Below are 13,790 nucleotides of genomic sequence, written 5' to 3'. Positions count from 1 at the left end.
GCGTCAGCCGCTGCCGTTACGGAACCGGAACAACCCGCCGGTAACTTCCCGGCGTCCGGACACGACGAGACGGCAGGGGGTCCGTGTGCCGGGGGAGGAGCAGATGATCGAAGACGACGCGCCGATCCGGCCGGCGGGACGCTGGGTGAGCGTCCGCCTGCAGCATCGTCACGTCAGCTTCGACGACGCCTTCGAACCGGACGAACCGCTCCCGGACGGCGATTGCGCCGACGAAGAGTCCTTGTCGTACTCCGGAATCGTGATCACCAGTTTCGACCAGGGGTCGAAAGTGGCCGAGCGCTGGATCCCGCTCGGCGTCGACCCTTCCGAATCGGACGACGAAGAACTCATCGAGCAGCTGCGCGATGCCCTTCTCTGGCAAGCGGGGCGACCGCCCCAGGAAGCTTCCGGCGATGACCTGCCGCGGCCCTCGTGAGTGGTAATGCGGGTTCTAACCCGCATTACCACTCACGAGGGCGTGCGCAGGCCTTCGAACGCCACCTTGCACACCGCGTCGGCCACTTCCGCCGCCGAGCCGCGCCGGGGCCGGTACCACTCGATCAGCGAGTTGACCATGCCGAAGATGAGCCGCGCGATCACCGCCGGGTCGACGTCGGGGCGGATGTCGCCCTCGGCTTCGGCCTGCTTCACCAGGTCCGTCACCAGGAGGTCGAATTCGCGCCGGCGAGCCAATGCGGCGCGTTCCACCTTCGTGTTGCCGCGGACACGCAGCAGCAGCGTGACGAACGGCAGCCGGTCGGCCAGCACCAGCACACTGCCGCGCACCAGGTGCTCCAGCCGGTCGACCGCCCGCCCGTCGAGCCGGGCCGTCTCCTCGGCGACGGCGAACAACCCGTCCAGGGCCCGGTCGACCGACAGCCGCAGCAGCTCTTCCTTGCTGGGCACGTGGTGGTAAATGGCCGACTTCGTGATGCCGAGCTTGCGGGAGAGGTCCTCCATGCTCGTGCCGTCGTAACCGCGCTCGTTGAACAGCTTCACCGCCACCTGCAGCAGCGATTCGAGGTCGTAGCCGGGACGTCCGCGCCGGGGCGCCGTCACGGCTTCTCCCGCTGGTCCACGATGCGCCGCATCTTGCCCATCGAGCGCTCCAGGGTGTCCGGGTCGACGACGTCCACCGACACCGTCACGCCGACGCCGTCCTTCACGCCGGTCACCAGCTCGGCGGCGGCACGCACCCGGTCCTCGGCGACGGCGTCGTGGCGCGCCTCGACCAGCACGGTCAGGTGGTCGAGCCGCCCGCGCGTCGACCGGACGAGCTGGAAGTGCGGGCTGAGGGAAGCCGTCCGCAGCACGATCTCCTCGATCTGCGTCGGGAAGACGTTGACGCCGCGCAGGATGATCAGGTCGTCGGTGCGGCCGGTGACCTTGTCCATCCGCCGGAACGCCGGGCGCGCGGTGCCCGGGTTCAGCGCCGTCAGGTCGCGCGTGCGGTAGCGGATGATCGGCAGCGCCTGCTTGGTCAGCGACGTGAACACCAGCTCGCCGGTCTCGCCGCCGCCCAGCACGTGCTCGTCGAACGGGTCGATCACCTCGGGGAAGAAGTGGTCCTCCCAGATGTGCAGGCCGTCCTTCGTCTCGACGCACTCCTGCGCGACGCCGGGGCCCATCACCTCGGACAGCCCGTAGATGTCGACGGCGTCGATCGCGAACCGCTCTTCGATCTCCGCGCGCATCTGCTCGGTCCACGGCTCGGCGCCGAAGATCCCGACCTGCAGGGAACTTTCCCGCGGGTCGACGCCCTGGCGCTCGAACTCGTCGAGCAGCGTCAGCATGTACGACGGCGTCACCATGATGATCTCGGGCCGGAAGTCGGTGATCAGCTGCACCTGCCGCGCTGTCATGCCGCCGGACGCCGGGATCACCGTGCAGCCCAGCTTTTCCGCGCCGTAGTGCGCGCCGAGACCGCCGGTGAACAGGCCGTAGCCGTACGCGTTGTGCAGCTTGTGGCCCGGCCGCCCGCCCGCCGCGTGGATCGACCGGGCCATCACCGTGGCCCAGGTGTCGATGTCCTGCTCGGTGTAGCCGACGACGGTCGCCTTGCCGGTCGTGCCGCTGGAGGCGTGGATGCGGCGCACCTGGTCCTGCGGCACGGCGAACATCCCGAACGGGTAGTTCTCGCGCAGGTCCTGCTTGGTGGTGAACGGGAACTTCGCCAGGTCGGCCAGTTCCTTGCAGTCGTCCGGGTGCACACCCGCGTCGTCGAACTTCTTCGTGTACGCGGGCACGTTCGCGTAGGCGTGCCGGAGTGTCCACTGCAGACGCTCGAGCTGCAGCGCGGCCAGCTCGTCGGCGGAGATGTTCGCCTCGATCATGCTTCTTCCCGTTTCCCGGAGATGACGCGGCTGCGGCCGCGGAATTCGGCGACGGTTTCCGGTCCCGCGGGGGTCTCCCGGTGCACGGTGACGTCGTAGATGCCGTTGCGGCCGTAGCGGGTGCGCTCGGTGGCCGTCGCGACGAGGTGGTCGCCGAGCCGGCCGGCGGCGACGAAGGAGATCTCCGCGCCCGCGGCGACGGTGACCGGGCCGTGGGTGTTGCAGGCGCAGGCGAAGGCGGTGTCGGCGAGCAGGAAGACGTACCCGCCGTGCGCGATGTCGTGCCCGTTGACCATCGACGCGGTGATCGTCATGGTCGCGACCGCGCGCCCGTCACCCGCTTCGACGAGGTCGATGCCCAGCGCGCGGGACGCCTCGTCGGCGGCGAACATGGTGTGCGCGGCGTTGGTCAATGCACCCCTCCGTTGACTGACCGAATGGACGGTCATCCGGTGGTGCGCCTCAGTAAAGGCAGAGGTCCGGGCCGGTGTCAAGCGCCGGGGCCTTCCGATCTCGGCGGCCAGCGGCTACGATGGAATTACTGAACGTCCGGTAGGTAATTCGGTGGAGAGGTCGGACTCGATGGGTTTGCTGCGCAGCTACGTCTCGGGCGAGTGGCACACGGCGGCGGAAGACGGTGTTCCGCTGCACGACGCCACGACCGGCGAGGAGGTCGCCCGGGTCTCCTCGGCGGGCGTCGACTTCGCGGGCGCGCTCGAGTACGGCCGGCGGGTCGGCGGCCCGGCGCTGCGCGAGCTGACGTTCCACCAGCGGTCGGCGCTGCTCAAGGCGCTGGCGTCGCACCTGCGCGAGCACCGCGAGGAGCTGTACGCACTCTCCGCGAAGACCGGTTCCACGCTGGGTGACTCCAAGTTCGACATCGACGGCGGCATCGGCGTCCTGTTCAGCTACGCCTCCAAGGGCAAGCGTGAGCTGCCGAACGCCACCGTCTACGTCGAGGGCGCCGTCGAGCCGCTCAGTAAGGGCGGCACCTTCGTCGCCCAGCACATCGCCACCCCGCTGCGTGGCGTCGCCGTCCAGATCAACGCGTTCAACTTCCCGGTCTGGGGTCCGCTGGAGAAGTTCGCCCCGGCGTTTCTCGCCGGCGTCCCGAGCCTGGTCAAGCCCGCGAGCCAGACGGCCTACCTCACGGCCCGGCTGGTCGAGCTGATCGTCGAGTCGGGCATCCTGCCGGAGGGCTCGCTGCAGTTCGTCGCCGGCAGCGTCGGCGACCTGCTCGACCACGTGACCGCGCAGGACCTGGTGTCGTTCACCGGCTCGGCGTCCACCGCGCAGAAGCTGCGCGCGCACCCGGCGATCATCCGCAACGCCGTCCGCTTCAACGCCGAGGCCGACTCGCTGAACTGCTCGATCCTCGGCCCGGACGCACGCCCCGGGACCACGGAGTTCGACCTCTACGTCAAGCAGCTGACCTCGGAGATGACGGTCAAGGCGGGCCAGAAGTGCACGGCCATCCGCCGCGCGTTCGTCCCGGCCGAGCTGCTCGACGACGTCGCCGCGGCGGCGTCCGCTCGGCTCGCGAAGGTGACGGTCGGCAACCCGACCGCCGAGGGCGTCCGGATGGGCGCGCTGGCCAGCCTGGAGCAGCGCGAAGAGGTCCGGCGCTCGCTCAAGGCCCTGCTCGACGCGGGCAGCATCGTGTTCGGCGACCCGGAGAAGGTCGACGTCGTCGACGCCGACGCCGAGCGTGGCGCGTTCCTCTCGCCGGTGCTGCTCAAGGCCGACCCGGAGCGCTCCGAGCCGCACGAGGTCGAGGCGTTCGGCCCGGTCTCGACGCTGCTGCCCTACACCTCCACCGAGCAGGTCATCGAGCTCGCGGCGCGCGGCGGCGGCAGCCTGGCCGGCTCGATCGTCAGCGCCGACAAGGAGTTCGTCCGCGACGTCGTCCTCGGCGCGGCGGCCTACCACGGCCGCCTGCTGGTCCTGGACGCCGACGACGCCAAGGAGTCGACCGGCCACGGTTCGCCGATGCCGCAGCTGGTGCACGGCGGCCCCGGCCGCGCGGGCGGCGGCGAGGAGATGGGCGGCATCCGCGGCGTGCTGCACCACATGCAGCGCACGGCCGTGCAGGGTTCGCCGGCGGTGCTCACCGCGGTGACCGGCCGCTGGGTCGCCGGCGCGCCGCGCACCGAGAGCGACGTCCACCCGTTCCGCAAGTCCCTGGCCGAGCTGCGCATCGGCGACTCCGTCGTCGCCGGGCCACGCACGGTCCTGCAGTCCGACGTCGACCACTTCGCCGAGTTCACCGGCGACACGTTCTACGCACACACCGATCCCGCGGCCGCGGCCGCGAACCCGCTGTTCGGCGGGATCGTCGCGCACGGCTACCTGGTCGTCTCGTTCGCGGCGGGGTTGTTCGTCTCGCCCGAGCCGGGCCCGGTCCTGGCCAACTACGGCCTGGAGAACCTGCGGTTCCTGACGCCGGTGAAGGTGGACGACGCGCTGACCGTGACGCTCACCGCCAAGCAGATCACGCCGCGCATCGACCAGGAGTACGGCGAGGTCCGCTGGGACGCCGACGTGACCAACCAGGACGGCGATTCGGTCGCGAAGTACGACGTCCTGACCCTCGTGTCGAAGGAGCAGCCGTGACCGCTGTAGCCGAAAACCTGGAAGAGCTTTTCGAGCACACCATCGAGCGCGACCAGCGCATCGAGCCGCGCGACTGGGTGCCCGAGGGCTACCGCAAGACGATGATCCGGCAGATCGCGCAGCACGCGCACTCCGAGATCATCGGCATGCAGCCCGAAGGCAACTGGATCACGCGCGCGCCGTCGTTGCGGCGCAAGGCGATCCTGCTCGCCAAGGTGCAGGACGAGGCCGGCCACGGGCTCTACCTGTACTCGGCCGCGGCGACGCTCGGCGCCGACCGCGCGGACCTGACCGACAAGCTGATCACCGGCAAGCAGAAGTACTCGTCGATCTTCAACTACCCGACGCTGACCTTCGCCGACGTCGGCGTGATCGGCTGGCTGGTGGACGGCGCGGCGATCTGCAACCAGGTGCCGCTGTGCCGCAGCTCGTACGGGCCGTACGCGCGGGCGATGATCCGCATCTGCAAGGAGGAGTCCTTCCACCAGCGGCAGGGGTACGAGCTGCTGATGACGATGATGAAGGGCACCCAGCAGCAGCGGGACATGGTCCAGGAGGCCGTGAACCGCTGGTGGTGGCCGTCGCTGATGATGTTCGGGCCGCCGGACGCCGACTCGCCGAACACCGCGCAGTCGATGGCGTGGAAGGTCAAGCGCCACACCAACGACGAGCTGCGGCAGCGCTTCGTCGACATGTCGGTGCCGCAGGCTTCCGCGCTCGGCGTGACGTTCCCGGACCCTGCGTTGAAGTGGAATTCGGAACGCGAGCACTACGACTTCGGCGCCGTGGACTGGGACGAGTTCAAGAACGTGCTGAAGGGCAACGGCCCGTGCAACGCGTCGCGCGTCGCCCACCGGCGTCGCGCCCACGACGACGGCGCGTGGGTTCGCGAGGCCGCGGTGGCGCACGCGGCGAAGAAAGAGGAGCGCAAGTGAGCGACCTGACTGCCGAAGGCGGCCACGGGGCCGTCCCGCTCGAGGGCGTTCCCGCCGCGCCCGGCCCGGTCAAGCACGACTGGCCGTTGTACGAGGTGTTCGTCCGGGGCAAGCGCGGGCTGAACCACGTGCACGTCGGCTCGCTGCACGCGGCCGACGACGAGATGGCGCTGCACCACGCGCGTGACCTGTACACGCGGCGCAACGAAGGCGTGTCGATCTGGGTCGTGCGCGCCTCCGACATCACGGCGTCCTCGCCGGACGAGAAGGACCCGTTCTTCGCGCCGAGCGGCGACAAGGTCTACCGGCACCCGACGTTCTACGACATCCCCGAGGAGGTGCCGCACATATGAGCTTCGACAACGTCTACGAGTCGCTGACCGAGGAGAACGACGCCCGCTGGGCGTTCGGTACCGGCTTCGAGGACCCGCTGTCCGGTGTGGACACTTCCGTGCCGTCCGGTGTGGACGGTGCCCAGCTGTCCGCGTACTGCCTGATGCTGGGTGACGACGCGCTGATCTTCTCCCACCGGCTGCAGGAGTGGTGCACGAACGCACCCGAGCTGGAGGACGAGGTCGCGATCGCGAACATCGGCCTCGACCTGCTCGGCCAGGCGCGGCTGCTGCTGGCGCGCGCCGGCAAAGCCGACGGCTCGTCGCGCTCGGAAGACTCGTTCGCGTTCGACCGCGTCGAGCGCGAGTTCCGCAACGTCCGGCTCGCGGAGCTGGGCGGCGGGCACTTCGGGCACCTGATCGCGCGGCTGTTCGTGTTCTCGACGTGGCGGCTGGCCTTGCTGCAGCGCCTGGTGTCGTCGGTGGACCCCGTGCTCGCGGCGATCGCGGACAAGGGCGTCAAAGAAGTCGCCTACCACCGCGACTACGCGGCGCAGTGGCTGGTCCGGCTCGGCGACGGCACACCGCTGTCGCACGAGCGGATGCAGGAGGGGCTCGACGCGGTGTGGCCGTACATCGGCGAGCTGTTCCGGACGCACCCGCTGGAACTGGTGGACGCGGCTTCGCTGCGCCCGGAGTTCGATGTGGTGCTGGACCAGGTGCTTTTGGCGTCGACCCTGAGTCGGCCGTCGTCCGGCGACATCGCCGGCGTCTCGGGCCGGACGGGCCGCGACGGCGTCCACACCGAGCAGCTGGGACTCCTGCTGGCGGAGCTGCAGAGCGTGGCCCGGGCGATGCCGGACGCGAAATGGTGACCGCGTCTCTGGTCGCCGCGACCGTCACCGACCCCGAGCTGCCGATGCTGACGCTGGCCGACCTGGGCGTGCTGCGTTCGGTGTCCGAAGTGGACGGTCGCGTCGTCGTCGCGATCACGCCGACGTACACCGGCTGCCCGGCGATGGACACCATGCGCGACGACCTGGAGCACGCGCTGCTCGGCGCGGGCTACGCGGACGTCGAGATCCGGACGCAGCTGGCGCCGTCGTGGACGTCGGACTGGATCACGTCGGAAGGCCGTCGCAAGCTGGCCGAGGCGGGGATCGCCCCGCCGGGCGCGGCGCCGCGGCGGTCGGGCCCGATCCCGCTGACGCTGTCGGCGCCGGTGTCGTCGGTGCCGTGCCCGTTGTGCGGGTCCACGGACACGGAGGAGCAGTCCCGCTTCGGCGCGACGGCGTGCAAGGCGCTGCGGCGCTGCCGGTCGTGCCAGGAGCCCTTCGAGCACGTCAAGGAGATCTAGGTGGCGTTTCACCCCTTGAAGGTCGCGGGCATCGCGCGCCTGTGCGACGACGCCGTCGCCGTGACGTTCGACGTGCCCCCTTCGCTGGCCTCGGACTTCGACTTCAAACCGGGCCAGTCGCTGACGTTGCGCCGTTCGGTGGACGGCCGCGACGAGCGCCGTTCGTACTCGATCTGCGCGGCGGCGGGCACGGCGCCGCGAGTGGGCGTCCGTTTGGTCCCGGGCGGCTTGTTCTCGTCGTGGCTGCTGAACGACGTCCGCGCGGGCGACACGATCGAGGTCGCCCCGCCCACGGGTTCGTTCACGCCGGACCTGACGCAGGGCGGCCACCACGTCCTGATCGCGGCGGGCTCGGGCATCACGCCGGTGCTGTCGATCGTGTCGTCGCTGCTGGCCACCCCGGACGCGACGGTGACGGTGCTGTACGGCAACCGCCGCACGGACACGGTGATGTTCGCGGACGAGCTGGCGGACCTGAAGGACCGCGCACCGTCCCGTTTGGAGCTGATCCACGTCCTGTCCCGCGAGCCCCGCGAGGCGGAGCTGTTCACCGGCCGCCTGGACGTCCCCAAGCTGCGGCAGCTGTTCTCCTCGCTGGTCCCGGTGTCCGAAGTGGACCACTGGTGGCTGTGCGGCCCGTTCGAGATGGTGACGGGCGCACAGGAGCTGCTGACGTCGCTTGACGTGCCGCGCGCACGAATCCACCAGGAACTGTTCTACGTGGACACCCCGCCGGAGCCGGTCGCGCACCTGGACCCCGAGGTCGCCGGAGAATCCTCGGAAGTCCGGGTGGTCCTGGACAGCCGCGCTTCGACGATGACACTGCCCAGGACGTCCTCGGTCCTGGACGGCGCGCAGAAGTTCCGCCCGGACTTGCCGTTCGCCTGCAAGGGCGGCGTGTGCGGCACCTGCCGGGCGCGAGTCACGGAGGGCAAGGTGGACCTGCGCCGCAACTTCGCCTTGGAAGAAGTCGAGGTAGCGGCGGGTTTCGTCCTGACGTGCCAGTCATACCCGGTCTCGGAGACAGTCACAGTGGACTACGACGCCTGAGACCTTGTTGTCCACAGGGGTGCTCACTTGTGGACAACTCGGCCCTTCAGACCCGTTTCCCCGGGTCCGGACGGTGGTCGCCACTAGACTGGACCTGGGGACGCCCCCCTGGGAGCGGTGGGGGAGTTTCGGCTGGTGGTGAGGTGTGTCAGAGCATGCGACGGCGGCGACGGCGGCGTGAGCGGGGCGTCTCGGCGGTGTCCTCGCCGACAAGCGCGGTCTCGTCTTCCGCGGTCTTCGGCTCCGTGAGGCCCAGCATCTCCGCCGCCAGCTGTTGTGAGCTTGCGAAGGCGCCCGTCGGGACCTTTGGCGCGCGCCGCAGTGCCGAGGGGCGGAGGCGGTTGTAGCCGCGGACCGTCACCGGGCGGCGCTGGCGCAGCTCGTACGCCGGTTCCTCCGCCAGCTCGGTCGCCAGCTCGCGGTCGATCAGGATCGTGCCCGGGCGGGCCACCGACGTCAGGCGGGCCGCCAGGTTGACCACCGAGCCGTAGACGTCGCCGAAGCGGTTCAAGACGCGGCCGGACGCCATGCCCGCGCGGACCGCCGGGATGCTCTCGTCCGCCGAGGTGCGCTCGGACAACGCCAGCGCGATCTCCGCCGCGGCCACCGCCGAGTCGGCGACGAACAGGACCTCGTCGCCGATCATCTTCACCACGCGGCCGTGGTGCTCGGCGATCGTCTCCGTCGCCAGCAGCTCGAACACGTCGAGCACGCGGCTCAGCTCGTCCTCGTCGATCTGGCGCGTCAGGCGTGTGTAGCCGACCATGTCGACGAACCCGACCACCTGGGTGCGCGTCTCGAGGTTCTCGTCCGGCGCGGCGAACGCCCGGCCGGCGTACGCCGCCAGGTGCCGGCGCCAGACGAAGTTCTGCACCTGCTCGAGCTCCGGCAGCAGCCGGTCGACGAGCCGGGCCACCTGGCGCTCGCTGCGGCCCAGCTCCGGCTGCTCCTTGATCAGCTCGAACAGCATGTCGACCTGCCACTCGGCCAGCCGCGACAGGTGCTGGCCGAGCGCGCGCGTCACCGCCACCTCGATGCTCGGGTCGATCAGGCCCGACCGCACCAGCTGATCCGCCGTCCGCATGGCCTCGACGTCGGCGTCGGTGAAGACCACCTCATCGTCGGGGACGGTCGCGAACCCCAGCGCACGCCAAAGCCGGCGCGACCGATCGTCGGGCACGCCGGCCTTCTCGGCCACTTCGAGCCGGGTGTACTTCCGCCGGCCGCCGAGCAGGATCCGCTCGAGCCGCTGCTGAAGCCCTTCGCCCGAATCGGTCACGTCAGGTCGTGTGGACGATCAGCACGTCCACACCGGACTTGCGCGCCACCTCCGACGGCACCGAGCCCAGGATCCGGCCCGCGATCGTGTTCAGCCCGCGGTTGCCGACGACCAGCAGGTCCGCCTCGCGCTCGTGGACGACCTTGCGCAGCGACTCGACCGGGTCACCCTTCACCGCGACCGTGTCGATCTTCTCCGCACCGGCGCGGACCGCCCGGTCGCGCGCGGACTGCAGGGTGTCCTCGGCCGGCGCCGAGCCGACGACCTGGTAAGCCTCGTCACCCAGGACGTCCTGGGCCTTGTCGACGTCGGTCTTGCTGGCCGGGTAGAACGCGCACGTGATGACGAGCGTCGCCCCCGCGTCGCCGGCCACCGCCGCCGCGCGGTCCACCGCCGCGAACGAAGACTCCGAGCCGTCCGTGCCCACCACCACGGTCCGATATGCCGCACCCATGCGCAAAACCTCCACGTGATCCCGCGTGAGCAGGGACGATGACGGTCGGCGTCGACCGCGCGGGCTCGTCCGAGCTCGTGTCGGGTCGAAGGTTACTCGCCAGTCGCTTTCTGCGCTCCGCTTGGCCGCGGACTGGGCTTCGGCGTGGGCTTGGGGGTGGGCTTCGCCGCCGGCTTCGGCTTCGGAACGTCCGAGGCCCGGATCCGGATGGTCTCCTCGACGTCGTTCACCGGCTTGGTTTTCCCGGTGTCTGATTCCGCCGCCGGCTGGTCCGGTTTCAGGTCCGCCGCCTTCAGATCGGCCGTGACCTCCGCGGGCACCTTGACGTCGTCGCCGAGGACGGTGTGCGCCTCGGCGAGCACCGCCCGCGCCGCGCGCACCTGCTCGGCCAGCCCGCCGCGGACCTTGCGCAGCGAGTCGACGCGTTCATTCGCCTGGGTGATCCGCCGGTTCGACTCGTCGGTCGCCGTCGAGACGCGGCGCCGGGCCTCGTCCGCGGCTTCGGCGAGGCGGGCGTTGGCCTCGTTGAGCGAGTCCTGACGGCGCTTGTTCGCGTCCGCGACCGACTCCCGCTGACGGCGGTCGATCTCGGCCTTCGCGGACTTCTCCTCGTCGAGGATCTTCGTGCGGATGTCGGCGGCGTCCTGCGTGGCCTCGTGGACGCGGCGCGCGGCCTCGGCCTTGCTCGCCGCTTCCTGCTCGGCCAGCACCCGCATCGCCTCGCTGCGGCGCGCGGCCATCGCGATCTCGAAGTCCTCTTCGACCTTCGTGCGGCGGTCCGACGACTCGGTGTCGAGCTTCGTGCGCTCGGCCTCGGCCTTGCCGGTGATCTCCGCGGCCTGCGCGCGGGCGTCCTCGAGCACCTTGCGGTGCTCCGCCTCCATCTCCTTGCGGCGCAGGTCGAGCTCGGTGAGCAGCTGCTCGTAGCGGGCGCGCATGGCGCTCGCGTCCGTCTCGGCCTTGGCCCGGATGTGGCCGGCCTCCGCTTCGGCGCGGGCCCGCGTGTCCGCGGACTCGTCCTGGGCCAGGCGCAGCATCCGCTGCAGCCGCTCCGAGAGGCCTTCGACGCTGGTGGGCGGCTGGGCCAGCCGGTCGACCTGCCCGCGCAGGTCCGCGATCTCGCCGCGCGCGATCTCCAGCTGCCGGGCCAGGTCGCCGGCCTGCGCGATGGCGGCGTCCCGATCCGCGGTGAGCATCTTCAGGTCGGCGTCCAGCCGTTCGAGGTGCTCGTCGACCTGTGCTCGGCTGTACCCGCGCTTCGCCACGTCGAAGCCGGCTCCCAGCGGCACAAGCTCCCGTTCATCGCCAAGGCTCATGCGCCTACCGTAGTCGCAGCCGGGTCACGGAAGGGTGAGCACCCGGGGCCTGCGCCGAAAGTACCGCCCGATGCGGCGAAAGGATCTTGCCGGATCGGGCCGGATCCAGCCGGATCCCGACGCCGCGATCCGGCCCCTTTCCCGCTCAGGCCCCGCGAAACGCGTTGATCCCTTCGAGGTGCTTCGCGCGCTTCTCCTCGTTGCGCACGCCGAGGCCCTCCTGTGGCGCCAGCGCGAGCACGCCGACCTTGCCCTGGTGCGCGTTGCGGTGCACGTCCAGCGCGGCCTGCCCCGTCTCCTCCAACGCATACGTCTTCGACAACGTCGGGTGGATCAGACCCTTCGCGATCAGCCGGTTCGCCTCCCACGACTCGCGGTAGTTCGCGAAGTGGGAGCCGACGATCCGCTTCAAGTTCATCCACAGGTACCGGTTGTCGTACTGGTGCATGTATCCCGAGGTCGACGCGCAGGTCACGATCGTCCCGCCCTTGCGCGCGGCGTAGACCGACGCGCCGAACGTCTCCCGGCCCGGGTGCTCGAACACGATGTCCGGGTCCTCGCCACCGGTCAGCTCCCGGATCTTCGCCCCGAAACGCTGCCACTCCTTCGGGTCCTGCTCGGTGTCGCTCTTCCAGAACTTGTAGGCCTCGGCACTGCGGTCGATGATCAGCTCGGCGCCGAGCTTCCGGCAGATCGCCGCCTTCTCCGGACTGGACACGACGCACACCGGGATGGCGCCGCCGTTCAGCGCGTACTGCGTCGCGTAGGAGCCGAGCCCACCCGAGGCGCCCCAGATCAGGACGACGTCACCCTGCTTCATGTCCGCGCCGTTGCGCGAGACCAGCTGCCGGTAGGCCGTCGAGTTGACCAGCCCGGGCGAGGCGGCCTCCTCCCAGGTCAGGTGATCCGGCTTCGGCATCAGCTGGTTCGCCTTGACCAACGCGACCTCGGCCAAGCCGCCGAAGTTCGTCTCGAAGCCCCAGATCCGCTGCTCGGTGTCGAGCATCGTGTCGTTGTGCCCGTCCGGGCTCTCCAGCTCGACGTTCAGGCAGTGCGCGACCACCTCGTCGCCCGGCTTCCAGGTGTGCACCCCGACCCCGGTGCGCAGCACGACACCGGACAGGTCAGACCCGACCACGTGATACGGCAGGTCATGCCGCTTCGCCAGCGGCGAGAGCTTCCCGTACTTCTTCAGGAACTTGAACGTCGGGATCGGCTCGAAGATCGACGTCCACACGGTGTTGTAGTTGATCGCGCTCGCCATCACCGCGACCAGCGCCTCACCGGGGCCGAGCTCCGGGACGGGCACGTCATCGACGTGCAGCGACTTGCGCGGATCCTTGTCCCGGCTCTCGAGGCCGTCGAACATGTCGACCTCGTCCGCGTGGACGGTCACCCCTCGATAGCTCTCCGGCACGGGCAACGAGCCGACCGCGGCCGACTCGCCGTTCAGGATGGCCTGCTGGATCTCGCCGAGCTGCGTCATTGATTCCTCCGGGGTCAACGGCGTTGGCGGCAGAAATTACTCGCCGGTAACTCGCGTCCACAACTGTACGAGACGAGCAGCACGAATTCACCTCGAACTGTGACGGAGCAGTCTTGACCGGCTGGCCAGTCAAAGCGCACGATCAAAGCAGGGAACACCCACCCGACCAGCAGGATCACCGACGGAGGTGAGCACGAATGAGTGAAGTCTCCACGCGCGCATGGACCCGCCCCCACGACTGGGCCGAGGTCGTCATCGGGGCCGTAGCCGCTCTTTCACCCCTTTGGCTGAGCACGGACACGACCGCGATGTGGACGCTGGTCGTCCTGGGAGCGCTGATCGCCCTGGACGGCCTAGCCTCGCTGGCGGTGCCGGGCGCGGTCTACGGCGAAGGCATCAAGATAGCCCTCGGCGTGCTGTTCTTCATCGCACCGTGGGGTGCTGGGCTACACCGGGTTGGACGGCGCGTCCTGGACGTCCTGGATCGCCGGAGTGCTGACGATCGTCGCCGGCGCGGCGGCGATGCCGGTCGCAACGGCGGCGCACCGCACGGCGGGCCAACACTGACCAGCTGGCATAGGTGGGGGGCGCCCAGCGATCGTGGCCAGTACTTGAGCGGCTGGTACCCGGCAGCC

Annotated in this window: 14 protein-coding genes and 1 pseudogene; 8 read left to right on the top strand and 7 right to left on the bottom strand. The window is 70.0% G+C overall.

Annotated features, from left to right (window positions below):
• The first annotated feature begins 103 nt into the window (after window positions 1–103).
• The gene (locus OG570_RS03175) at window positions 104–436 is read left to right on the top strand and encodes a hypothetical protein (RefSeq protein ID WP_326946773.1); all 333 of its coding nucleotides are present in this window, start codon (window positions 104–106) and stop codon (window positions 434–436) included.
• Between the two features lie 32 nt (window positions 437–468).
• On the opposite strand, the gene OG570_RS03170 is transcribed toward OG570_RS03175, so the two are convergent.
• Genes OG570_RS03170 through paaI form a run of 3 tightly spaced genes read right to left on the bottom strand, consistent with a single transcriptional unit; the run spans window position 469 to window position 2,725 of the window.
• The gene (locus OG570_RS03170) at window positions 469–1,059 is read right to left on the bottom strand and encodes a TetR/AcrR family transcriptional regulator (RefSeq protein WP_247061674.1); all 591 of its coding nucleotides are present in this window, start codon (window positions 1,057–1,059) and stop codon (window positions 469–471) included.
• Entirely contained in the window at window positions 1,056–2,333 is a 1,278-nt protein-coding gene (paaK, locus tag OG570_RS03165) for a phenylacetate--CoA ligase PaaK (protein ID WP_326955521.1), read from the bottom strand. The genes OG570_RS03170 and paaK overlap by 4 nt, the downstream gene beginning before the upstream one ends.
• Complete coding sequence (gene paaI, locus OG570_RS03160; RefSeq protein ID WP_326959847.1) at window positions 2,330–2,725, bottom strand: hydroxyphenylacetyl-CoA thioesterase PaaI; 396 nt, start codon at window positions 2,723–2,725, stop codon at window positions 2,330–2,332. The genes paaK and paaI overlap by 4 nt, the downstream gene beginning before the upstream one ends.
• Window positions 2,726–2,915: 190 nt before the next feature.
• On the opposite strand from paaI, the gene paaZ reads away from it, so the two are divergent.
• The 6 genes from paaZ to paaE all read left to right on the top strand — a co-directional run bounded on the left by paaZ (window position 2,916) and on the right by paaE (window position 8,620).
• Window positions 2,916–4,946, top strand: coding sequence for a phenylacetic acid degradation bifunctional protein PaaZ (gene paaZ, locus OG570_RS03155; RefSeq protein ID WP_326955520.1), 2,031 nt, complete (start codon window positions 2,916–2,918; stop codon window positions 4,944–4,946).
• Entirely contained in the window at window positions 4,943–5,881 is a 939-nt protein-coding gene (gene paaA, locus OG570_RS03150) for a 1,2-phenylacetyl-CoA epoxidase subunit PaaA (RefSeq protein WP_326955519.1), read from the top strand. The genes paaZ and paaA overlap by 4 nt, the downstream gene beginning before the upstream one ends.
• A gap of 86 nt (window positions 5,882–5,967) precedes the next feature.
• Complete coding sequence (gene paaB, locus OG570_RS03145; RefSeq protein WP_247064017.1) at window positions 5,968–6,234, top strand: 1,2-phenylacetyl-CoA epoxidase subunit PaaB; 267 nt, start codon at window positions 5,968–5,970, stop codon at window positions 6,232–6,234.
• The gene (paaC, locus tag OG570_RS03140; protein WP_326955518.1) at window positions 6,231–7,088 is read left to right on the top strand and encodes a 1,2-phenylacetyl-CoA epoxidase subunit PaaC; all 858 of its coding nucleotides are present in this window, start codon (window positions 6,231–6,233) and stop codon (window positions 7,086–7,088) included. The genes paaB and paaC overlap by 4 nt, the downstream gene beginning before the upstream one ends.
• Window positions 7,082–7,570, top strand: a complete 489-nt coding sequence (gene paaD / locus OG570_RS03135) for a 1,2-phenylacetyl-CoA epoxidase subunit PaaD (RefSeq protein ID WP_326955517.1) — start codon at window positions 7,082–7,084, stop codon at window positions 7,568–7,570. Before paaC ends, paaD begins: the two co-directional genes overlap by 7 nt.
• A complete protein-coding gene (paaE, locus tag OG570_RS03130; protein WP_326955516.1) occupies window positions 7,571–8,620 on the top strand; it encodes a 1,2-phenylacetyl-CoA epoxidase subunit PaaE in 1,050 nt (349 codons plus the stop codon).
• A 148-nt stretch (window positions 8,621–8,768) separates the two neighbouring features.
• Here the strand turns inward: paaE and OG570_RS03125 are convergent, their stop codons facing one another.
• From OG570_RS03125 to ccrA, 4 genes are all read right to left on the bottom strand, one after another.
• Window positions 8,769–9,899, bottom strand: a complete 1,131-nt coding sequence (locus OG570_RS03125; protein ID WP_326946781.1) for an adenylate/guanylate cyclase domain-containing protein — start codon at window positions 9,897–9,899, stop codon at window positions 8,769–8,771.
• A gap of 1 nt (window position 9,900) precedes the next feature.
• Window positions 9,901–10,353: a universal stress protein gene (locus tag OG570_RS03120; protein WP_247061691.1), complete on the bottom strand. Its 453-nt coding sequence runs from the start codon at window positions 10,351–10,353 to the stop codon at window positions 9,901–9,903.
• A gap of 92 nt (window positions 10,354–10,445) precedes the next feature.
• On the bottom strand, window positions 10,446–11,642 hold the full coding sequence (locus OG570_RS03115) for a chromosome segregation protein (RefSeq protein WP_442788308.1): 1,197 nt from the start codon (window positions 11,640–11,642) through the stop codon (window positions 10,446–10,448).
• A 172-nt stretch (window positions 11,643–11,814) separates the two neighbouring features.
• Window positions 11,815–13,155, bottom strand: a complete 1,341-nt coding sequence (gene ccrA, locus OG570_RS03110; protein WP_326955514.1) for a crotonyl-CoA carboxylase/reductase — start codon at window positions 13,153–13,155, stop codon at window positions 11,815–11,817.
• A gap of 197 nt (window positions 13,156–13,352) precedes the next feature.
• Here ccrA and OG570_RS03105 point away from each other — a divergent pair.
• A pseudogene (locus tag OG570_RS03105) lies at window positions 13,353–13,722 on the top strand (SPW repeat protein).
• The last annotated feature ends 68 nt before the right edge of the window (window positions 13,723–13,790 follow it).

The sequence above is a fragment of the Amycolatopsis sp. NBC_01286 genome, from assembly GCF_035982555.1.
Classification (GTDB): domain Bacteria; phylum Actinomycetota; class Actinomycetes; order Mycobacteriales; family Pseudonocardiaceae; genus Amycolatopsis.
This window is presented reverse-complemented; position numbering and strand designations above follow the sequence as displayed.